19 protein-coding genes are annotated in these 21,417 nt (G+C 40.5%); 14 read left to right on the forward strand and 5 right to left on the reverse strand.

What is annotated here, in order from left to right; genetic code table 11:
- Nucleotides 1-475: 475 nt before the first annotated feature.
- The 4 genes from GXP67_RS02860 (at nt 476) to GXP67_RS02875 (ending at nt 3,679) form a co-directional block, all read left to right on the forward strand.
- Complete coding sequence (locus GXP67_RS02860) at nt 476-2,134, forward strand: M1 family metallopeptidase (RefSeq protein ID WP_162441762.1); 1,659 nt, start codon at nt 476-478, stop codon at nt 2,132-2,134.
- A gap of 216 nt (nt 2,135-2,350) precedes the next feature.
- A complete protein-coding gene (locus GXP67_RS02865; protein WP_162441763.1) occupies nt 2,351-2,938 on the forward strand; it encodes a TetR/AcrR family transcriptional regulator in 588 nt (195 codons plus the stop codon).
- 65 nt (nt 2,939-3,003) lie between these two features.
- The gene (locus tag GXP67_RS02870; RefSeq protein WP_162441764.1) at nt 3,004-3,372 is read left to right on the forward strand and encodes a PEP/pyruvate-binding domain-containing protein; all 369 of its coding nucleotides are present in this window, start codon (nt 3,004-3,006) and stop codon (nt 3,370-3,372) included.
- On the forward strand, nt 3,353-3,679 hold the full coding sequence (locus GXP67_RS02875; RefSeq protein ID WP_197901638.1) for a hypothetical protein: 327 nt from the start codon (nt 3,353-3,355) through the stop codon (nt 3,677-3,679). The genes GXP67_RS02870 and GXP67_RS02875 overlap by 20 nt, the downstream gene beginning before the upstream one ends.
- On the opposite strand, the gene GXP67_RS02880 is transcribed toward GXP67_RS02875, so the two are convergent.
- Both GXP67_RS02880 and GXP67_RS02885 read right to left on the reverse strand, forming a co-directional pair.
- Complete coding sequence (locus GXP67_RS02880; protein WP_162441765.1) at nt 3,669-4,262, reverse strand: IS630 family transposase; 594 nt, start codon at nt 4,260-4,262, stop codon at nt 3,669-3,671. The genes GXP67_RS02875 and GXP67_RS02880 overlap by 11 nt on opposite strands.
- 5 nt (nt 4,263-4,267) lie before the next feature.
- Nucleotides 4,268-4,762 (reverse strand): helix-turn-helix domain-containing protein, encoded by a 495-nt coding sequence (locus tag GXP67_RS02885; RefSeq protein WP_162441766.1) that lies wholly within the window; start codon nt 4,760-4,762, stop codon nt 4,268-4,270.
- A 185-nt stretch (nt 4,763-4,947) separates the two neighbouring features.
- Here GXP67_RS02885 and GXP67_RS02890 point away from each other — a divergent pair, with 185 nt between their 5' ends.
- From GXP67_RS02890 to GXP67_RS02920, 7 genes are all read left to right on the forward strand, one after another.
- Nucleotides 4,948-5,196 carry a PEP-utilizing enzyme gene (locus tag GXP67_RS02890; protein ID WP_232064892.1) on the forward strand — a complete coding sequence of 83 codons (249 nt, stop codon included), beginning with the start codon at nt 4,948-4,950 and terminating at the stop codon, nt 5,194-5,196.
- Between the two features lie 327 nt (nt 5,197-5,523).
- On the forward strand, nt 5,524-5,955 hold the full coding sequence (locus GXP67_RS02895; protein ID WP_162441767.1) for a helix-turn-helix domain-containing protein: 432 nt from the start codon (nt 5,524-5,526) through the stop codon (nt 5,953-5,955).
- 5 nt (nt 5,956-5,960) lie between these two features.
- A complete protein-coding gene (locus GXP67_RS02900) occupies nt 5,961-6,557 on the forward strand; it encodes an IS630 family transposase (RefSeq protein WP_232064893.1) in 597 nt (198 codons plus the stop codon).
- Between the two features lie 50 nt (nt 6,558-6,607).
- Nucleotides 6,608-7,699 (forward strand): ISAs1 family transposase, encoded by a 1,092-nt coding sequence (locus GXP67_RS02905; protein WP_162441340.1) that lies wholly within the window; start codon nt 6,608-6,610, stop codon nt 7,697-7,699.
- Between the two features lie 392 nt (nt 7,700-8,091).
- Nucleotides 8,092-9,219, forward strand: a complete 1,128-nt coding sequence (locus tag GXP67_RS02910) for a zinc-dependent alcohol dehydrogenase family protein (protein ID WP_162441768.1) — start codon at nt 8,092-8,094, stop codon at nt 9,217-9,219.
- Between the two features lie 44 nt (nt 9,220-9,263).
- On the forward strand, nt 9,264-10,727 hold the full coding sequence (locus tag GXP67_RS02915; protein WP_162441769.1) for an NAD-dependent succinate-semialdehyde dehydrogenase: 1,464 nt from the start codon (nt 9,264-9,266) through the stop codon (nt 10,725-10,727).
- A gap of 138 nt (nt 10,728-10,865) precedes the next feature.
- On the forward strand, nt 10,866-13,130 hold the full coding sequence (locus GXP67_RS02920) for an alpha-amylase family protein (RefSeq protein WP_162441770.1): 2,265 nt from the start codon (nt 10,866-10,868) through the stop codon (nt 13,128-13,130).
- 112 nt (nt 13,131-13,242) lie between these two features.
- On the opposite strand, the gene GXP67_RS02925 is transcribed toward GXP67_RS02920, so the two are convergent.
- Together GXP67_RS02925 and GXP67_RS02930 are read right to left on the reverse strand one after the other, a co-directional pair.
- The gene (locus GXP67_RS02925; protein WP_162441771.1) at nt 13,243-14,688 is read right to left on the reverse strand and encodes an IPT/TIG domain-containing protein; all 1,446 of its coding nucleotides are present in this window, start codon (nt 14,686-14,688) and stop codon (nt 13,243-13,245) included.
- A 47-nt stretch (nt 14,689-14,735) separates the two neighbouring features.
- Complete coding sequence (locus GXP67_RS02930) at nt 14,736-15,983, reverse strand: porin family protein (protein WP_162441772.1); 1,248 nt, start codon at nt 15,981-15,983, stop codon at nt 14,736-14,738.
- Nucleotides 15,984-17,036: 1,053 nt separating this feature from the next.
- Here GXP67_RS02930 and GXP67_RS02935 point away from each other — a divergent pair.
- Together GXP67_RS02935 and GXP67_RS02940 are read left to right on the forward strand one after the other, a co-directional pair.
- Entirely contained in the window at nt 17,037-17,618 is a 582-nt protein-coding gene (locus GXP67_RS02935; RefSeq protein ID WP_162441773.1) for a TonB-dependent receptor plug domain-containing protein, read from the forward strand.
- Nucleotides 17,615-19,255 carry a TonB-dependent receptor plug domain-containing protein gene (locus GXP67_RS02940; RefSeq protein ID WP_162441774.1) on the forward strand — a complete coding sequence of 547 codons (1,641 nt, stop codon included), beginning with the start codon at nt 17,615-17,617 and terminating at the stop codon, nt 19,253-19,255. The genes GXP67_RS02935 and GXP67_RS02940 overlap by 4 nt, the downstream gene beginning before the upstream one ends.
- Before the next feature lie 169 nt (nt 19,256-19,424).
- On the opposite strand, the gene GXP67_RS02945 is transcribed toward GXP67_RS02940, so the two are convergent.
- Nucleotides 19,425-20,018, reverse strand: coding sequence for an RNA polymerase sigma-70 factor (locus GXP67_RS02945; RefSeq protein WP_162441775.1), 594 nt, complete (start codon nt 20,016-20,018; stop codon nt 19,425-19,427).
- 322 nt (nt 20,019-20,340) lie between these two features.
- Between GXP67_RS02945 and GXP67_RS02950 the strand changes: the two genes are divergently transcribed.
- The gene (locus GXP67_RS02950; protein WP_162441776.1) at nt 20,341-21,399 is read left to right on the forward strand and encodes a FecR family protein; all 1,059 of its coding nucleotides are present in this window, start codon (nt 20,341-20,343) and stop codon (nt 21,397-21,399) included.
- The last annotated feature ends 18 nt before the right edge of the window (nt 21,400-21,417 follow it).

Raw genomic sequence — 21,417 nt, forward strand, 5'->3', positions numbered from 1 at the left:
GGGTATGTCAATAAAAATCAGGAAAGTAATATAATAATTTGATTGCAGATCTGCTATTATATTTATACTTGGGGGTTGTACTGAAGACTCAACACACTCCCAAATTAAAAAATATTCTATTACTAAAAATAACACTACATTTAAAACGAAAATATAAACAGACAAAACAGCCAATGATATATAGTGTTAAAAATACATTCTCCTGTTTTAAAAGGCATTTGGGTTGCCGTCCCATCTTCTCCACTATGTAAAATAGGTCTTTTGTAAAGGCTTATTATTTTAATTTGTCATTTTAGGTGCCAGAAACAAATTCTGGCACCTTTCTTTTTGTACTTTCGTTGCGTATTTTTCAGAACACTATCTATTTTCACCAAATTTATTAGCTTTGACCCAGGGTGTATCATAGGAGCTAGATATTAAGTTAGTGATTCTCCCGAATGCAGGATTATCAAAAAATGCCTAAGCCATCCAGAGCATGTACTTCTCCATTACCGACAGAAGTTTACTTTTCTGTTTTCTCTACTTTTTTATTTGCTATACTGCTTTACAAGCACAGCCTAACCAGTTTACCAGGCAGGATACTTTACGGGGTTCGATTACAAAAGAAAGAGCATGGTGGGATCTCACCTATTATCATCTCAACATACAAGTTAATCCGGCCGATAGCACTATTCGAGGCGTAAATACCATTCAATATAAGGTTTTACAGGAATACCCACTTATGCAGATCGATCTTCAACCGCCATTGAATATTGAGAAAGTGCTGCAAAATGGTAAAGAACTATCCTTCAACCGAGAAGGAAATGCCTATTTTATCCGCTTGTCCGGGCAGCAAACACCTGGGTCTACGCAGGCATTATCAGTGTTTTACAGCGGCAAACCTCAGATAAGCAAACGGCCGCCCTGGAGCGGAGGTATTACCTGGAAAAAAGATGCCAGAGGCAATCCATTTATTGCCTCTACCTGCCAGGGTGATGGCGCAAGTTTGTGGTGGCCTTGCAAAGATCACATGTATGACGAACCAGATAGTATGCTCATCAGTGTACGGGTACCTAAAAATCTGACAAATGTGTCGAATGGAAGGCTCAGAAAAACCGAGCGCCACAAAGATGGAACTACCACCTATCACTGGTTTGTATCGAATCCCATCAATAATTATGGGGTAAATATTAATATTGGTGATTATGTGCATTTTTCTGAAAAATATAAAGGCGAAAAAGGCGAACTGGATTGCGACTATTATGTATTGAGAGACAATCTGGGGAAAGCAAAAGAGCAGTTTAAAGAAGTAAAGCGGATGCTGGAGGCCTTTGAATACTGGTTTGGCCCGTACCCTTTCTATGAAGATAGTTATAAACTGGTAGAAACCCCCTATCTGGGCATGGAACACCAGAGTTCTGTTACCTATGGCAATGGTTACCAGAATGGATACTTAGGGCGTGATTTGAGCCAGACTGGCTATGGATTGAAATTCGATTTTATTATTGTACATGAATCCGGACATGAGTGGTTTGCCAATAACATTACCTACCAGGACATAGCCGATATGTGGATTCACGAAAGTTTTACGGCCTATTCTGAAAACCTGTTCCTGGATTACCATGTTGGAAAAGAAGCCAGTGCAGCCTATGTACTGGGCACCAGATCTAATATTGCAAACGACCGGCCTATCATCGGAACTTATAGTGTGAACAAAAGTGGTTCTGTTGATATGTATTATAAAGGAGCCAACATGCTCCATACCTTACGGCAGATTGTGAATGATGATAAAAAGTGGCGGGATATGCTCAGGGGCCTCAACCAGAAATTTTATCACCAGACCGTAACTACTGCCCAGATTGAAAATTATTTAAGCAAAAAGTCTGGAAAAGACCTCACACCCTTTTTTAACCAGTATCTGCGCACCACTCAAATTCCTGCCCTGGAATACCGGCTTATGGGTAACACACTCTCTTACCGCTGGGGTTCTTGTGTGGAAGGTTTTGCCATACCTGTGAAAGTCTGGATAAATGGTGAGGAAAGATGGCTGGAACCTACCAAACAATGGAAATCTATAGAAAACCTTCCGGCAAACACAACACTTAAAGTAGATCCTAATTTCTATGTAATTCCTTTCGATCTAACCATCAAATAAAGGCTGGTCAACGTTTCGCTAGATACCTTTCGTTTGGGGAGGTTGGCCTTTAGCAATCTGCCGTCCTAAAAAGAACTTACCTAACTCTATTGCCGCTATTCTTACTGATTCCTTGGCATTGGATAACGCTACAATCAAACAGGAATGAAAATAGCATTAAAAACTTTATAAATAAATGAACATTCATTTATATTTGTAATCTAATACAATATACAGATGCGAACCAGAGATAGAGAAAAAGAAAAAATGGTTATAGAAAAAGCCATCGAACTTCTGGTAAAAGATGGATTTGAAGGTTTTAGTATGGGCAAACTTGCAAAAGCCTGTAATATTTCCGTAGCCACCCTCTACATTTATTATAGAGACAAAGATGATCTGATCAAAAAGCTTGGCGTGGAAGAGGTCCGCCGGATGATGGAATTGATGACAAAAGACTTCTCCCCTGATATGTCTTTTGAAGAAGGCTTAAAAAAGCAGTGGGAGAACAGAGCCGGGTATGTACTCACCAACCCGAATAGGGCTGAATTTTCTGAAATTATCCTGAATTCTCCCCACTGTAAATATGTGCTAACTGAAGTAAACAGCGATTTGAAGGTGATCCTGGAAACTTTCATTCAAAAAGCAATCAACCATAAAGAATTACTGCCAATGCCGATGGCTGTATTCTGGAGTGTGGCCTATGGACCGCTATACAATTTGCTACGTTTTCATAAAGAAGCGGAAGTTAGAGGTAAGTCTTTTACATTTTCAAATGAAATCATGTATCAAACACTTGAACTGGTATTGAAAGCATTGAAACCGTAAAATCAGGGAAGACTTCCATTTATTATCTATAACCCATCTGAAAATTACCAACAACTTAATAAAATATGCCAGATATGATTAGTATAAGTCCATTTGTTATTGGTTTTGAGGACATTGATAGATCAAAAATCAGGATAGCTGGAGGTAAGGGGGCCAACCTGGGGGAACTTTCCAGGATAGAAAGAATCCCGGTACCGGATGGTTTTTGTATTACTACAGAAGCCTTTAAAAGAATTATGGAAGAAGACGTTTCTGTTAAGGACTTACTGGAGCAGCTTTCCCTGTTAAAGGTGGATGACAGAAATAAGATCACCCAATTGAGCAGAGAGATTCGCAGCCTCATCGAATGTATTGCAGTTCCAGAAGAAATCCATAATGAAATCATTCGCTTTCACTCCATACTTGGAGAGGAACATGCGTATGCCAGATGGTGAACAAAAAGCAAAAGAAACAAAACGAATGATCGACTTGATCCGCAACTACGCCGGCTATCGTGAATATCCAAAATACGGTATAATTAGCCGTTATTTCGTTTATAAGCAGGCTTTACTCAAAGAAGCCAACAGGCTCCTGCAAGCGGGTGTTATTCATCCCACAGAAGATATATATTATCTCACCTTTGAAGAACTGCGCAAGGCCGTACGCACTCCTCAACTGGATTACGGGATTATCAACCAACGAAAAGAGGAATACAAAGTATATCAAAATCTAATACCAAATAGGGCGAAGGCTATTCCATAGAGGTTGTAATCTTGCTGATGGCTTCTAAAATGTAAGGGTATCCGGTTAGAGAGGCGATCTGTCTTTGCCCATAACTTTTAGCCGTATTAGTGATCCAGGCTTCCAGTTCTTGTTCATGGCTGAAGTTGTGAAAAGCTACTTTGTTTTTCATATCCCCCCACAGCCTTTCGACCGGATTGAGTTCAGGGTTGGAAGAAGGTAAATACACCAGGCGGATATTTTGGGGCACTTGCAAGGCTTTTGCCCGGTGATAGCCTGCTTTGTCTACAAAGATAAACTTGAACACTTGCGGTTGATGGCGGCTAAACTCCTCAAGCATATACTCAAAGTAAAGCGTGTTAACCTGTGGGGCAGTAATAAAGAAGTGATCTCCTGTCAGCGGTTCTACCAATCCATAGCAGTAGCGGTAGATGAAGCGGTGCTGATAGGCTCCTACCGGTTTTATGCCGGCAAGGGTGATGGCTCTTCTCAAAACAGTCATCAAACCAAAGCGGCTCTCATCCTGATAGTACACCTTCCAATGGCTGACTACCCCTTTGGCAGCCAAAGGAGCATAGTAGCGCTGTAAGAGGAAAGTGAGCACCAAGTTTAGTTTTTTTTATACTTCTGCTCATAGGCTAGATCCTTTTTCAGGTTGCTCTTTCTAACCACTTTCAGCTTTGCCCCCAGCTGTCGGTGGACAAACCAATGTACATGCTCATAGCTCAGATCAATGCCATGCGCCGTGTGCAACCACTCATGGATTTGCTTATAAGAAGTAAAATAGTTGTTTGGATCAGCAAGCTTTGCCTTCAACTGCTCAAGTACTTTACCTGCAATCTGTGATGCCCTTTTGTGGCCGCCCGGATCTATCTGAAGACAGGCTTGCAGCCCTTTCTGTTTGTAAAGCCGGAACCACTGGCCCACTGCATGACGCTCATAGCCTACGGCAGCAGCTATTTGTCCATACGCTTTAGCCTGCCCACTCTTGTAGAGGTAAAAAGCCCGCAGTCTGGCTCCGGCTAGCGGATGGGCTATTTTTTTGCTCATCTTCAGCAACTGCTCGGCACTCTCGATGAGCTCAGTTTTGGTTACTCTTCCCATACTTGATCAACATATAACATCTATGGAAGGTTCTTTATACTATTCGGTATAATACCCCCACAATCACTTCTGATGGTGAAATTATTACTGGTGCTTACAAACAGGAAAACTTACCATCCGGCGCTATTGCAGGCCTGGCCGTTTCTTCAGGAGTGATAGAGGGACGGGCACGGGTCATTTTAAACATGGAAGAGGCGAATCTGGAGGAAGGAGATATATTAGTTACCGCCTTTACTGATCCCAGCTGGACACCCCTGTTTGTATCGATTAAAGGCCTGGTTACCGAAGTGGGCGGACTGATGACCCATGGAGCCGTGATCGCCCGTGAATATGGCTTGCCAGCCGTAGTCGGCGTAGAAAATGCGACCAGACTGATCAAAGATGGGCAGAGAATCCGGGTGAATGGAACAGATGGATATATAGAAATCCTGTAAACCAAAAGCTATTATGATTCATTATTTCCCACAGCATAGCCAAAAACAAAGTTTGTCTTTACGTTTATATTCGAGGGAAAGAAATTGGAAAGAATTATCAGCCATATTTTTGAAGATGAGGAGATAGAATTAAAATTGTCGGTCATTTTAAATTTAATACTTTCTAAGTAAGTGAACCGTTTAAAGTTATAAAGCTAAAAGCCAGGCAGGTCCAGGCTAAAAGCTTGTGACCTGCTAACACATTGCTTATCATCTATTGATAACTCATAAATTGTAAGTAAGAGCACACAATTAAGTATAAGATTTTGGCAAATTGTATCTTTGCTTATGCGTTATATCAAGAAGATTACAGACAAGCAAAAACAAGACTTAGAGAAGATTCATAAAGATAGTAAAAGTTATCAGGAACGTAACCGTTGCCAATGTATACTGTTATCCAATCAAGGCTATCAAGTACAGAAGTTAGCAAGCATTTTTCAAGTAAGTCAGTTAAGTATTTATAAGTGGTTTGATCGCTTTGAGAAAACAGGTGTGGTAGGGTTAAAGAACCAAAAAGGGAAAGGCAGAAAACCCATCCTTACTACCAGTAATGCTACCCATGTTGAAGTAGTGGAAAATAGCATAGAGAAAGAAAAACAACAACTTAAATTAGCTAAGCGAGAGATAGAAGCTAAATTAGGCACGGCTATGAGTGAGATGACCTTGAAGCGGTTTTTAAAAAAATTGACTGCCGATGGAAACGTTTCCGTAAATGGATAAAGCCATTGCAAAACAAAGAAGCATATGAGCAGAAAGTCAAGCGATTACATGCTTTGCTTTATTTGGCACAGACAGGCAGTATAGATTTATATTTTGGAGACGAATCAGGGTTTTGCCTTACCCCTTGTGTACCTTATGGATGGATCAAAAAAGGCGAACACGCCCCTATTTTATCCCAAAGAAGTACAAGGATAAATGTATTTGGCTTGTTAAGTACAAATAATGAGTTGCTTACTTATCAGAAAAGTGGGAGTCTAAACGCTGACTTTATCATTGAATGTGTAGAGGCCTTCTCAACATCTATTTCCAAGTTTACTGTCATAGTCTTAGACAACGCCTCCTGGCATACATGTGGCCTATGGGAAGTCAAAAAAGAAGAATGGGAACAGAAAGGATTATACATCTTTTTGCTGCCTAAGTATAGTCCTCATCTTAACAGGATCGAACGATTTTGGAAGCAGGTGAAATATCATTGGCTCAAAGCCGAAGACTATCTGTCTGTAGAAGCGCTTAAGGAGGCACTTTATACCATCTTTTCAGGATTGGGTACTTACTTTAAACTTGATTTTAAAAAACTTGAAGTAGATGAAAATATTATATAGGGTTTCCGCACCAAAGATAGAGAAAAAGGAAAGAGGGGCTAACTTTGTGCATGGAACTTAAAAAGATACTAAACAAAGTAGCTGATTTTCGGGTGCAAGGCCGCTGCTTACATCTATTAGCAGATATTTTAGGCTTAGTTTTATGTGGGGTAATAGCCGATTGTGATGACTTTGACGAGATAGCAGATTATGGCAAAGATAATACAGCGTTTCTGCAGCAAGAACTAGGATTAAGTTTTGTTAATGGTATACCTTCTGCTGACACTTTAAATCGGGTGATCAGACACCTGGATAGCCATAGTTTGGAGCAATGCTTCAAAGCGTGTGTAGCTGGCTTCTCCTTAGCAGGCAAGCAGGTATGTATAGATGGCAAAGAATTGAGAGGTACTATACCTGCAGGCAAAAAGCATGCTTTGGTTCGTATGGTCAATGTATGGGTAGAGGAACATAGCTTAAGCTTTGGACAAGTAGCCGTAGAAGCCAAGAGTAATGAGATTACAACTATTCCTGCTTTATTAGATACCCTTGATTGCAAAGGTAGTATCATTACTATAGATGCTATTGCTTGTCAGCAGGCAATTGTAGAAAAGATCAGGGATAAGCAAGCCCATTATGTGATTGCCCTAAAGGCTAATCAAGGTGTACTCTATGAGCAGGTAGCCCATTTTATGCAAATCAATAAGTCTGCTCTCGCTTTTAATCAGCAACTAGATAAAGCCCATGGCAGAGGAGAAGAACGTAGGGTATATATTGCTCAATGCATTGATTTGGTAGAGGAAAAGGAAAAATGGCAGGACTTACATACTTTAGTCATGGTAGAAAGAAAACGCATTATAGCAGGCAAAAAGCAAGAACAAACCCTGTTCTATATAAGCAGTTTAACAGATACAGACCCTGCCTTGTACAGCCGCTACATAAGAGGCCATTGGGCGATAGAGAATGGCTTGCATTGGCAACTAGATGTTACCTTTAGGGAAGATGAGGCTAAAGTCAGGAAAGATAAAGGACCCATCAATCTGCATCTGATTAGAAAGTGGTCTTTGCATCTGCTCAAAAAAGAGCCTTCTTGCGTGAGTGTCAAACGGAAAAGAAAAAAAGCTAACAGAGACACTAATTTCCTGTTAGCTATTCTTAAAACTTAATATTTAGTGCGGAAACCCTAATTTATTATTTATTTTTTAAAGAATCATTGTATAATTAATTATAGATCTAGCAAGAGTGCGGTGGATGGTGCAGCAATAGCGCGGACTTTTTTGGCCTTGTGCAATGGCCGGAGGTATGTGCGATGATTTTATCTGGCGTAAAAAAGTCTCTATTGGTGCTGCCACAACTAAGTTGGTTCTCTTCGCATTCGCATGCTTGAGAATGTTTTGTTACTTTTATTTTGGGCAAGCAAAATAAAAGTAAAGACGGCCTATGAATTAGAAATCGGCACATTTATCTCACATTATTATTCTTTTAAGTGGTATATGGCCGAGTAACCATTAATTTAACTTTATATATAATAAACGAATATTATTCCAGCCTACAGACTATGAAAATACAAGCTGCTGTGTTACATGAAATGGGCAAAGATCGCCCTTATACCACAAGTAAACCTTTAACCATTGAGGAAGTAGAACTCAACAAACCGCAGGCAGGCGAACTGCTGGTGAAGATACATGCGGCAGGACTTTGTCATTCTGATCTATCCGTAATCGATGGCAACCGGCCCAGGCAGATGCCGATGGTATTGGGTCATGAAGCAGCCGGAGAAGTAGTAGAACTGGGTCCTGGCGTACAGGATGTAGCTGTTGGAGATCATGTGGTGTTTTCTTTTGTACCCATCTGTGGTCACTGCATGCCCTGTATGACCGCCCGCCCGGCTTTGTGTGAAAATGGCGTAGCAGCGAATAATAAAGGCGTATTACTGGGAGGCGGTATCCGTTTACAATCGCCAAATTATCCTACCATTCATCATCACATGGGTGTTTCCGGTTTCGCTGAATATACGGTAGCCTCCAGGCAATCGGTGGTGAAAATAGATAAAACATTGCCTTTTGAAATTGCCGCACTATTTGGCTGTGCCGTCATGACTGGTGTAGGTGCCATTATCAATACCGCCAGGTTAGCATTGGGTCAAACCGTACTGATCACTGGCATGGGAGGTGTAGGATTTGCTGCTTTGCTGGGAGCACTTTCTGCCGGGGCGAGTAAAATCATTGTGGCTGATGTGAATAAAGAGAAACTGGCGCAGGCCCTGGCACTGGGAGCCGATGAAGCCATAGATACCTCTGAAGCAACTGCCCTGGAGAAAATAAGAGATATTACCAGAGGAGGTGTAGATATCGGGTTAGAGTTTGCCGGTGTGGTCGCTGCGCTGGAATTTACCTACAATGCTACGGCCAGAGGAGGGAAAACGGTTACCGCCGGATTGCCGCATCCCAGCAAAATGATGCAGTTTGCTCCCGTAAAACTAGTAGCCGAAGAACGGACGTTACAGGGCTCTTACCTGGGCAGTTGTGTACCGGCACGGGATATTCCGGCTTATATTGCGTTGTACCAGTCCGGACGTTTGCCGGTAAATAAGCTCATGACGCATAAACTACAGTTGCAGGAGGTAAATGAAGGATTTGAACGCTTAGCCAAAGGGGAAGCCATCCGACAAGTAATTACTTTTTAAAACCTAATCTCAAAAGAAATAACAAAATTTTGAATTAATACTCTATGTTAAGCGAACTTACCACCCAGGAAAATAACCTGATTCGGTCACAATCTTATATAAACGGCGAGTGGGTACAGGCAGCTAGTGGAAAAATCTTTGAGGTAAGCAATCCGGCCACCGGAGAAGTAATGGCGACTGTTCCTGATATGAGCAGAGAGGATGTACGCAAGGCCATAGATGCCGCACATGACGCCTGGCCTTCCTACCGCGATCTGACGGCCAAAGAACGGGCCGCGTTATTAAAAAAATGGTATGCCTTAATTCTGGAACACAAACAGGAACTGGCCAGGCTCATGACCATGGAATGCGGAAAAGTATTGCAGGAAAGTCTGGGAGAAGTAGAATATGGCGCCGGATTTATCGAATGGTTCGCCGAAGAAGCCAAACGTACCTACGGCGATGTAATTCCGGCTAATACAAAAGACAAACGCATTGTAGTAATTAAACAATCCATTGGTGTAGCTGCCGCCATTACGCCCTGGAATTTTCCGCTTGCCATGATCACCCGCAAAGTAGGACCTGCACTGGCTGCCGGCAGCCCGGTTGTGGTGAAGCCGCCTTCAGAAACTCCTTTAACTGCGTTGGCCATTTCGTATCTGGCTGAAAAAGCCGGTTTTCCTCCCGGTGTGTATAATACAGTTACCACTACCGATAATAGCGAAGTGGGGAAAGAATTTTGTGAGAATAAAAAAGTGCGTAAACTCTCCTTCACTGGGTCTACGCCGGTGGGAAAAATATTAATGAGCCAATGCGCTTCTACCCTTAAAAAACTATCGCTGGAACTGGGTGGGAATGCGCCTTTTATTGTGTTTAATGATGCCGATGTAGATGCGGCTGTAAAAGGAGCTATTGTTTCTAAGTTCCGCAATAGCGGCCAGACTTGCGTGTGTGTAAACCGGATTTATGCGCAGGATAACATTTATGATGAATTTGTAGAAAAACTTTCCAAAGCGGTAGCAGCACTTACCGTAGGAAATGGCCTGGATAAAGGTGTGCAAATTGGTCCTTTGATCAACGAAAAAGGGTTAGCTAAAGTAAAGCGGCATGTAGAAGATGCGCTGTCAAAAGGAGCAACTATTATTCAGGGCGGAAAGCCAATGGATGGGCTTTTTTACGAGCCCACAGTGCTGGCAGATGTGACCAGGGATATGATTATTTCCCAGGATGAAGTATTTGGGCCGGCAGCGCCAGTCTCCAGGTTCAGCACAGAAGAAGAAGTCATTCAACTGGCAAATGATACAGACTATGGCCTTGCCTCCTACTTTTACACCCAGGATATGGCCCGTTGCTGGAGGGTAGCCGAAGCTCTGGAAAGTGGTATGGTAGGCATTAACGAAGGTTTGATCTCTACTGAAGTGGCCCCCTTCGGAGGGATCAAAGAGTCAGGCTTAGGCCGGGAAGGTTCCAAATATGGGATGGATTATTATATGGAAATAAAGTACCTGTGTTTTGGGGGTATTAAATGATTGGTAAATTCATTAGTCAGCGACAAATTATACCAAATTAAATTTAATTAAGCATAAGACAGAGCATACTACCTGACAGAGAAAATTTTATCTTCTAACTACTTAATAATCAATATCTAATACTGGCTTTATTTTGCTATGCCTATAGAACCGGAGAACAGCTTCTTATACAAATTTTCCCGACGGAAGTTCATTCAATACAGTACGGCTCTTACCGGAGGCATAACAGTATTACCCATTTTGAGTCAGCAAGCAACCGCCAATGCTTCTGTATCAGAACAACAACTTTTCTGGTATCAGAAACCCCTGCGCATCACGCATACGGTGCTTCGGGAAACGGATGCCAGAAATTATGATGCCCGAGTTGTGGTGGATTATATGAAGAAGGTGGGAGCCAACACATTGTGCATAAATGCCGGAGGAATTGTAGACTTTTTCCAAAATCCTTTGCCGGCTGCCAATATCAATACTTTTATGGGCAAACGGGATATTCTGAAGGAAATTACAACTGCTTGTAAAGAGGTTGGGATAAAAGTAATAGCCCGGATTGATTTCCGGGGAGTAGAGGAACATGTGTACAAAAAATTCCCAGACTGGTTTAAGAAAGATATGGATCAAAATCCGGTTTTGCTCACCTATACCAAACCTCAACTGTATGAAGCCTGTTTTTCCGGAAACTACCGCAATGACTACGCCAATGAATTTATCAGCTACGTACTAAAAAACTATGCGGTGGATGGCATCTGGCACAATGCACCTGGCTTTGGCGGAGTTTGCTATTGTCCGCAATGTCAGGCTTCTTATAAAGCGGCAGCAGGAAAAGCAATTCCTATAATCAATTCGGCTACTGAAGAGGAGATAGATCAGTATATGGCCTGGAAAGTACAGGCCGGCGATCAATACATGGACCGTATCAAAAAAACAGTAAAATCCTTCGGGGAAGATAAAGCCTACACGGCAGAAGTATTCAGCATGTACGGCGTAGGTCAACGCATCGATTCCGGCATTGATTTGAATAATGCCCGCAAGTATTTTGATATACTGGTTAGCGTAGCTTTCCTCACCGAAAACACAGAATTCATTCACTATGAAGATTTGAATTATGGCAGTACCATTATCAAGTTTTTAAAATCGATGGTGCCGGAACGGGAAGCCGTGGTCATGTATGGCGGCAATGGAACCTCTCACCGCCTTGTAATCGATCCGCCAGTAGATTTGAATATCTGGCTATGGGAAATTTTATCGGCAGGAGGAAGGTTCTGGAATTGCTATTTTACCAATGTTCCTTCCGTAACCCACGACCGGCGGAATGCTTATAACGAATCGGAGGCGTATACGTTTGTAAAAACCCATGAAAAACTGCTGGAACAACATGTGCCTGTCGCAAACATAGGCATTTATTATTCGCAGCCCACCCGCTTATCCTACCGTAAAAAAATGGAAGAAGGTGACCATTTTGGTACGGAGATAAGAGGAGTAGAAACGGTGTTGATGGAAAATCACATTCCGCATGATTTTATTCTGAGTGATCAGCTAAGCAAAGAACGGTTACAGAAATACAAACTGGTGATTCTCCCTAATGTGCGGTGTATATCGGAGAAAGAAATTACCCTATTGAAGGATTATGTACGCAATGGCGGAAACTTGCTGGCTACCTATGCTACCAGCTTGTATGATGAGAATGGAAATGAACGGCAGGAATATGGCCTGGCAGAAGTATTTGGAGTACAATATGCTGGAAAAAAAGTAAATACCCGGAAAGACAATTATCAATTTATTTTGGATAAAAAGCATTCCCTGGTTGAAGCGGACAGCCCTCATACCGAATTATTATTCAATGCAGGATTTACAGCGTTAAGCAAACCAAATAAAGAAGCAAAAATTATCTGTACCTGGGTACCCACCATTCAGAATCAGCCTCCAGACAAAGCTTGGGTACAGGCATTTTCTACTGAATATCCAACCATTGTTGAGCATACCTATGGTAAAGGAAAAGTATTGTATTTTGCCAATCAACCAGATCTGCTCAGCTACGAACCTGGGCATCCTGATCCCAGAAATTTATTGGTACGCAGCATCCGGCTTCTGGCAGGAGATGCCATATCTATAGAAACCACTGCTCCTTCTACGGTCCATATTGGCCTTACTACCTCCCGCTTGAATGCAGGGCAATACATTCTTTCCCTTATTAATACCACTTCCGGACCCAGGCGGCCTATCCGGGAACTAATACCAGTCCATGATATTCAGGTAAAATTGAAAGTAGAAGGTAAATCAGTGGACAGTCATCAGGTATTGCGCTCGCAGGGAGAGTGCCGGATCACCTCAAAAGGACAAGAGTTAACTATACAGCTCAGCAAACTACAAGACTTTTGTGCCATTCACATCCAGATGAAGACTTAGCCTTTCAATAGACCATAAATAATGTCCTTACAAGGATTATGCTGTAAACCTGTTTTATTGGAAGTAGGCTTTTTCGACGAATGTCTATAAAGAGTATATCTGATACTGATTATTAAATTCCGGTAAAATCACCTGCATATACTTTTCTTCCTGCCAGCGTTACTGTAAGTTTAGTTGGGCCGATAACATACATCGGTATTTCTACTACCAGTTTCGTCGCAGAAGCTTCCCGTACTTGTGCCTCGTACCCCTCAAAATCTACCACATTACAACTTGCACAGGGTGAGAAATTTTCACCTTCTATCGTAATCAAATCACCCGCCTTGCCGCTTATTGGATAAAAAGAGTTCACCTGATGTGGAAATAAATCAAGAGTAACTGGTGATGGAACCACTAGCTGATAAAAATAAATCATTGAAACATCTATTGGTGTAGTTTCGAAATAATTTGGCACTACTGCTTTGATTTGTGTTGGGGTAATTTCAACCGGATCTACAGGAGAATATCCGATTTTTAGTTGACTTGTGTAATCATGATCAAATCCTTTTAACCTAGTTCCAGTGATGATAATAGTATCTCCAAACTTTACTGTGCGGGGTTGTATATCGGTGATGGTAGTAGGGAGCAATTCATACTCATTGCTGCTTTCAGCTACCTGTCCCATAATTGTTACTCTCGGTTTAATTGAACTTTTGGTATTTCTCAAAAAGCTTAGAATTTCTACTACTAAATGATCTACATAAGCCTCTTTAATACGAATTACTGCATCACTAAGCACCACTTGATTTGCATTTGCTATAGGATGGAAGTTATCTCCCCAGATGGTTATTACATCTCCCATTCCACCACTAGAGGCAGATATACGATTGATTACAGGAGGAGCCAAACGGAAAACATCCTCCCTAGATACCTGTTGGTCTCCTGTCAATAATTTTACTGTAGAGACAGTTGAAAAAGTCAAGACAGGAATAATGACTTTAATAGTGGTATCACTTACTTCTATAACTGACGCTTCTATTTCATCAAACCAAACTTTATTTTGGTTTAAAGTATAGTTAAAATAATTGCCTCGAATCGTAACAGTATCGCCAATTCCGGCTGCTTCAGGAGAAATAGCAAGAAACTGAGGAGCTAAACTGCCTCTGCTATCAAAAATAGCATTAGTTCCATATACCATGTATTTACCATTTGTAGCATACGATTTTACAGTATATGTTAAATCCTTTCGGAGGGTGTTTGTAATGGTAGCGGAAAAAGTACCCGGCCCATTCTTTGGGCCAAGAGATTTTTTGTATTGTTCCGTTATGTTGTTATAAGTAGTAGTCCAGATAAACCCATGATCGGTAATACCTGAGGGTTCCGAATAAAATATTTCTCCTGTAAAAACAGTGCCCTCCGGAGTCTCTTTTACTTGCAATGTTCTGATCCGTGGATATGGCCTTGTAGCAGGTTCCTCTTCATTCTGACATGTAAACAGAGACAATGCCAGAAGTGTAAAGAACAGTATGTGTAAAGTTTGTGAAGGAATGCTGGTATTTCTTTTATTAAAAATGATCATAATATTAGTAAAGAGAATAGGATAGCGTAGAAGTTAACAGGAGGATTCTAAAAACTTATCCCGGCTTGCAGAGTCAATAATCTAGTGTGGATACGGTATTGGGATGTAGTTCCTGAATTGATTAAATTTCCTCCCATTGCTCCTCTGCATTCAATAAAAAAACTTAGTTTTTTTGATAATCTATGTTCTACTCCTGCTCCAATAGTTCCATACAACTGCGAATCATGTATGTCAACAGCTCCTCCTTCAGTAGTAGTAACAGTCTGGCTACTTTCTTCTTCGCTAATCCAATGACTGGAGTTGTTTAACACGATGTCATAAATGGCTCCAGCTTGTAGAAAAGGCCTGAATTTTCCTTTAGGGTAAGTAAATCTGATTAAAACAGGAAATCGTATATAATCTAAATTAATTTCAAGCTCATCACGAATATATTTATAGCTACTGGAGAGTACGGTTCTTTTACTGTCGGAATAGTAATGGTTTTTTGAATACTGAGCTTCTATAATCATACTCACTTTTTCTGTAATCCAGGGGAACGTGGTTTTTACTGATACTCCTCCGAAGGGTTGATAGTCAGGAGCAAACTGGGCATTAGACAAATAAGAAAATTCAGCGTTCTGGGAAGTAAATTTGATTGAACTTGATTGTATGCCGGAAATTAATCCTACATTCAGAATCAAAAATTTGCGCTTTGTTTGTATAGAATTTGACTCCGATCCACAGTTATTATATTTATAAACCAAACTCATCAAAGAGCTATATGTTATGGATGTCTGGTCTATTTCTTTACGAAGGGCAGAGCAATCAGCCATAAGCATTTGTAATGTGCCTATATAGTCTTTTCTGATATTAAAATAGTTACGCCCTTCATGTACTACCTTTATTTCCGTTTGAAGCAATGGTAGTAATGTATAACCCGATTTTTCAACATAATAGTAACTGTTTTCTTTGAAGTGATACAAACTGATTTTGCCTTTGACTAGTATTTCAAGAAAAGCGATATTAGTAGTGTTACTATCGAGTTTCAGTTGCTTGGATTCATACATTTTATTCCCAGTCAAGCCATAACCCAGCAAATCTACCGCTTCATATTTGACAGGTTCAGTATTTTGTGAGCGTTTAAAAAAGATTTGGCGGGCATTTTTCATTTCTGATCTATTATCTACCCATCCTTGAATTGTATCTTTGTTTGGAATAACTATATACCCAGTACGAAAATCAGATTGCGCAAAAGTCTGCGAACCAGCTAGAAAAAATAATAGGATAAGGTAAAAACTAAGCAGAAAAGCGGGCATAATAAAATAATTATTAACTATTCTAAAGGTAAGTATGTATTTGTGGTTGCGCAAAAATGAGTGATACACCTTGTGTAATAATTAGAAGAATAATTATACTTTTTATTTACCTTTAATCTGGATAGGGTTTAATTCCCCGCAGCTTGCTGCGAAAACAAAAATACCTCAACCTGATACCCTGATGCAAGCATCGGGCGAGTTTCATTAGATAGGAAACAGTAAAATCTGAAAATTAGTGAATGAAAAATTAAAACAGCATACCTAGGCACTCTGTCTGATGGCTAGAATGAACTGAAGAAAGTTAAAATAATAAAATGAATGAGTTTATATCCCTTTAACTTTAGTCTGATGTCACGTAGAGCTTTGTTGATGTGATTTTCAATATTACTATTGCTGGTACAGCCTGTCGGCAATTTCGCTGTTGCTTAAGTCTTCTATGCTGCTCATCACAAATACTTGTTTGCGAACAGGGGGTTAAAGAGGTATACATTATTTCATAAACAAACCTTCTTATGTAAGGTATGTCTGTTATTCCTGGGCGAATCCAGCATTTGAGAACAATGTTATCGGGAAATTACCTTAACAGAATTATATTTTGTGAATTCTTGCTTACTTTAATCAACTTATGTAAGGCTTGTGTCTGCTCTAAAAGTCAGAAAGTATTTCCTTGTAAATAATAATTAGTTGAGTTTAACTGATTCAATCTCGCATGATAACCCGCTAAGTATGTGCAGGATTGGGCAATAAAACTTCTTGATTAACTTTATTAAGTTAATTCTCCTCCTTTATCAGCGCTATTTTTTTGATAGCAGATTTTTTTTATAAGAACACTCACTTTTCATACCTAAATCTTACGGGTACATTCCGAGCTCTGTTTTCCAATATCATTATCCTATGCACTGTTTACTTTTGTTACAATCGGAAATGTGAACTAACGATATTGTTGTGCCTCCTTTCCCAATTCAATTATTACTAACAATTTATAACCAGGTTGATACATGCTCAGAAAGCAGGGCATATTTTTTTAATATTTTTTGAATGTAAAATCATTGTATGAAAAAGAATACTTTACTCTTATTATTTTCTGTGCTGGCAGGTACAGCATGGGCTCAAACGGATAGTCTGAATACAGATGCGCTCATGGACATGTCTCTGGAAGAGTTAATGAACGTTCAGGTAGTTTCCGCTTCCAAAAAGTCAGAAAACTTATTTGATGCACCTTTATCTGCGTCTGTTTTAACACGGGATGAGATTCAGAAAGCTGGTGTTAACTCCATTATGGAAGCCCTGCGTTTGATGCCTGGCCTGATTGTCCGGCAGGAAACCAACGGAAATTACGACGTTCATATCCGGGGTTTAGATAATGTTCCCCCGAATACCTTACAAATTTATGCGGCCAATACCACTACTCTGGTCATGATCGACAACCGCCCGGTGTACAATTATTTGCAGGGGGGTACTTTCTGGGAAACCTTGCCCATTGATTTAAGTGATGTAGAGAAAATTGAAGTGATCAGGGGGCTTCTGCCACTTTATATGGTCCTAATGCCGTTTCCGGTGTTATCAATATTATCACCCGCAGCACCGAAAAGAAAGGCTTTTCTACTTTTGCCAATGCGCAATATGGAAGTTTGAACACGGCCATTGCCAATGCTTCGGTAGGTTACCAGTTCAATGATAAGTTAAGCGCTATTGTTTCTGGCAATTACCAGGGGAGAGGCAGGGATGTTTCTTATTATCACCCGATGAAGGACCGCTTTTATAACACGCCTGATTCTCTTACCTATCTGGATGAAAAAAATAAAGCCAAACAACGTTATCCGCACCCAGACCGGGCCATGGATAAGTATGGCGCTAATCTGTTCTTGCGGTTTAATCCTACCAACAAGATTCATTTGAGCTTAAGCAGCGGTTTACAGAATTCAGAAGTGCAAAATTCATACAACGCCTACTTTGTAAGCACCTTAACTACAGCCAAATCAAAATCTGGTTATGCAGATTTAAAAGCAAATATATATGGCCTCTCCGCCCAGATTTCATATCTGAATGGAAAGCAAGATCCTCATGTAGGCTCTGTAGGCAGTATGTATGATTTCAGCACCCTGGATGCAATACTGGAATATGAGATAAAGCTTACGAATAATTTATCTGTGAAACCAGGTGCCAACTTCAGGAAAGCCATTTATGATGATACCCGTTACTGGGATGCTACAAAAAATGAAGGAAATCTAAGCGCCAGAACTCAACTGGATACTTATGCCGGATCGCTGCGGGTAGATTATAAGGCTTTTAATGAAAAACTCCGGTTGGTAGGAGGTGCCCGTATTGATAAATTTACGTATCCTGATAAAGGCTTTGTATCCTATCAGCTGGCAGCGAATTATAAACCCTCTGAACGCCATTTGATCAGAGCTGTATATTCACGGGCCTACCGTTCAGCTTTCATCTTCGATACCTATTTGAATCTGGTTCAACGTGCACCTATGACTGGTCCCGGACTTCCGGAGGGCAGTTATACAGAAGCGGCTCTGATGGGAAACAAGAACCTGAATATGCTGCAGTCTGATTTGTTAGAACTTGGCTATCGCAGTAAACTGGCTGACAATTTATCTTTTGACCTGGAGGCTTATTACAATACGACAAAAGACTATACAGGTATTATTGCCGGCGCTTCTACTTTCGAGCCAGGTGCAACTCCTTCAGATCCAATCGCTGTCAAAACTTTGGTTAAGATCGAAAACCTGCCCTTATCAGTCCGTCAACTGGGTACAACTATATCCGTGAATTATGTACTTAACCGCTTACAGGTAAAGCCTTTCTTAACTTTCCAGAAAACTACGCTGTATGATTATTCAAAATACTCTAATACAGCTGATGCCTTTCCTACCGCTTCCAATAATGGCAATGCAGCAGAATATAATATGTATTCCGGATTAGGCACAAAAATGAAACATCAGTTTACACCTGCTGTATTTGGAGGTGCATATATAAACTATCAGGTGAGCCAGAAGCTGAATATAAATGTGAATCCTTATTATTATTCTGCCCAGACGTTTTATCACCAGGATAATCTCACTTTCCATGATAATACAAGAGGCATTGAACACATAGATCCCAAACTCCTGCTGAATGCAACGGTAAACTATTCACCGGTGAAGCCTATTTCACTGTTTGTAACAGTAAAAAATCTGTTAAATAATAGCAACAGCGAATATTACAGAACAGACAGAATTGGCAGTATGATTCTAGTAGGAGCCAGCCTGCGTTATTAATAATATCAGCTTACCAAATACTTATAAAACAAAAAGCCATTGCTCATGCAGCAATGGCTTTTTGTTTTATATACGTTTGCTTCCTTCAAGCAGGCAATAGTACGCATTTGTCAAATGGCTTGGAACACCATCCTATCAACAACCGGGAGTTATTAAGAAGATTATAATGCTAAAATGAACTAAAGAAAGTTAAAATTACAAAATGGATAAGTTTATACCCTTTTAACTTTAGTCTGATGTCACGGAGGGCTTTATTGATGTGATTTTCAATGTTGCTGTTGCTGGTGTGCAGCCTGTCGGCAATTTCGCTGTTGCTTAAACCTTCAATCCTACTCATCACAAATACCTGTTTCCGAACTGGAGGTAAAGCAGTATAAGCCTCCTCAACTATATGGTTTAAATCCTGGTAATAGATGCTCTCTTCGGTATCATTGTCAGCCACAGATTTATTTCCGATCAGATATTTACTATAGGCAACTTCATATACCTGGTGCTTTGCTTTGTTATACACCAGGTTTCTGGCTATTCTGAAAAGATATCCATCAAAATTCTGTTCAGGGTCCAGGAAATGTCTGCGTTCCCATATCTTTAAAAATACCTCCTGCACAATTTCATCGGCATCCTCTTTATTACGGACCAGCTTTTTAGTAAAAGCATATAGCTTAGGACCAAAACTGTTATACACCCTCTCAAATGCCGATCTGTCACCATTTTTGAGGGCTATAATAGTTTGAGATAGTGGAGAAGGATCGGTTTTAAGCATTAGTTTTACTTAGGTAAAGCAGTAAAAATCTGATTCGAAAGAAACTAGTATATGAGAATATTACTCAGCAATCCGTTCAAACAAGGCATTACAATTAGCTGGTATCTGCCTCAAAAGTGTATACGCAGACAGAAAATACAGGGCAATAGGTAAGTTAAACAGCTATATATTATTGTATCTAATTAAGATATTTTAGCAATATAGTAATGTTTTCAAATTTGTCAACATTTTAAAAATAAAAAAATAATTGTGTAACAGGAAGTGGTGCAAGGCATTTGATGATTGTAATCATATTAAATAGCAGCCCTGCAAGGTTCAGGTTATGGATAGTAAACTGATAGATAAATATTATAAAGGCGAATGTTCGCCACAAGAAGTCGAGCAGGTGCTAGAGTGGTTTAAGCGCAAGGAGATGGATGCTGGGCAGTTACAGGATATGTACGAGTTCTGGCAGGAGGCTGAAGAAGAAAAGACAAACGAAGAATTTTCGCAGGCATCAGCCCGGCTTTTTACAAACATCAGTCAGAAAATTGATGCACAGGAAAAACAATCTTTAACACAACATTCTGTTCCGGTTGCTGCCAAAAAAAGAAAGCCAGCCTATATAAAGAATAACCAATGGAAAGTACTTATGAAAGTGGCTGCCTCCATTGTATTGCCGATTGGCCTGGTTTGGTTGCTTGCTGTGTATTTTTCTGGTACCACCCAGCCGGAAACTCAGCTGGTTTCTGTAGAAACTTCTCCTGGCACACGTAAAACCATTCATCTGGCCGATGGATCAACCATTATGTTAAATGGCGGAAGCAAAGTATCGTATCAGCCGCATTTTTCTGCTAGTAAAAGAGAGATCAGGTTAAAGGGAGAAGCTTTTTTTGAAGTAGCCAAAGATAGCCTGCGCCCATTTATTGTACAAACCGGCACCTTATCTACGCAGGCCTTAGGAACCTCATTTAATATTTCGTACCGGGAAAAGGAAAATGCGATTTCGGTTGCCCTGGCCACCGGGATAGTTAAAATAGATAAAGGCACACAACAAGCAAGCAGCCAGATCGCCAGATTAAAGCCTGGTCAGCAATTGATCTATAACAAAGTAAATCATGGCTATAAAGTAAAGGATTTTGATGCCAGAGAAGTATTAAGCTGGCGCGAAGGGATTTTATATTTCAAACAAGCCAACCTGGCACAAGTGGTGAGTAAACTGGAAAACTGGTATGGCCTTACGGTTGAATTAACCGGAAAAATTCCTGGCAGAGATAAAGAGTGGCATTATACGGGAAGCTATCAGAACCAGAGCCTGGATAATGTGCTGGAAGGGATCGCTTTTGTAAAGAAATTCTCTTATGAGAAGAATGGTAACACGGTAAAAATTAAGTTTAACTAAACCTGGTCTCTACGATGA

Origin of the sequence: Rhodocytophaga rosea, assembly GCF_010119975.1 — a bacterium.
In the GTDB taxonomy this organism is placed as follows: domain Bacteria; phylum Bacteroidota; class Bacteroidia; order Cytophagales; family 172606-1; genus Rhodocytophaga; species Rhodocytophaga rosea.

What these genes read in the sequence shown, in the direction of transcription:
- GXP67_RS02860 (WP_162441762.1), top strand. Translation starts at nt 476, where the DNA reads ATGTACTTCTCCATTACCGACAGAAGTTTACTTTTCTGTTTTCTCTAC.
- GXP67_RS02865 (WP_162441763.1), top strand. Translation starts at nt 2,351, where the DNA reads ATGCGAACCAGAGATAGAGAAAAAGAAAAAATGGTTATAGAAAAAGCC.
- GXP67_RS02870 (WP_162441764.1), top strand. Translation starts at nt 3,004, where the DNA reads ATGCCAGATATGATTAGTATAAGTCCATTTGTTATTGGTTTTGAGGAC.
- GXP67_RS02875 (WP_197901638.1), top strand. Translation starts at nt 3,353, where the DNA reads ATGCGTATGCCAGATGGTGAACAAAAAGCAAAAGAAACAAAACGAATG.
- GXP67_RS02885 (WP_162441766.1), bottom strand. Translation starts at nt 4,762, where the DNA reads ATGGGAAGAGTAACCAAAACTGAGCTCATCGAGAGTGCCGAGCAGTTG.
- GXP67_RS02890 (WP_232064892.1), top strand. Translation starts at nt 4,948, where the DNA reads ATGGAAGAGGCGAATCTGGAGGAAGGAGATATATTAGTTACCGCCTTT.
- GXP67_RS02895 (WP_162441767.1), top strand. Translation starts at nt 5,524, where the DNA reads ATGCGTTATATCAAGAAGATTACAGACAAGCAAAAACAAGACTTAGAG.
- GXP67_RS02905 (WP_162441340.1), top strand. Translation starts at nt 6,608, where the DNA reads ATGGAACTTAAAAAGATACTAAACAAAGTAGCTGATTTTCGGGTGCAA.
- GXP67_RS02910 (WP_162441768.1), top strand. Translation starts at nt 8,092, where the DNA reads ATGAAAATACAAGCTGCTGTGTTACATGAAATGGGCAAAGATCGCCCT.
- GXP67_RS02915 (WP_162441769.1), top strand. Translation starts at nt 9,264, where the DNA reads ATGTTAAGCGAACTTACCACCCAGGAAAATAACCTGATTCGGTCACAA.
- GXP67_RS02920 (WP_162441770.1), top strand. Translation starts at nt 10,866, where the DNA reads ATGCCTATAGAACCGGAGAACAGCTTCTTATACAAATTTTCCCGACGG.
- GXP67_RS02925 (WP_162441771.1), bottom strand. Translation starts at nt 14,688, where the DNA reads ATGATCATTTTTAATAAAAGAAATACCAGCATTCCTTCACAAACTTTA.
- GXP67_RS02930 (WP_162441772.1), bottom strand. Translation starts at nt 15,983, where the DNA reads ATGCCCGCTTTTCTGCTTAGTTTTTACCTTATCCTATTATTTTTTCTA.
- GXP67_RS02935 (WP_162441773.1), top strand. Translation starts at nt 17,037, where the DNA reads ATGAAAAAGAATACTTTACTCTTATTATTTTCTGTGCTGGCAGGTACA.
- GXP67_RS02945 (WP_162441775.1), bottom strand. Translation starts at nt 20,018, where the DNA reads ATGCTTAAAACCGATCCTTCTCCACTATCTCAAACTATTATAGCCCTC.
- GXP67_RS02950 (WP_162441776.1), top strand. Translation starts at nt 20,341, where the DNA reads ATGGATAGTAAACTGATAGATAAATATTATAAAGGCGAATGTTCGCCA.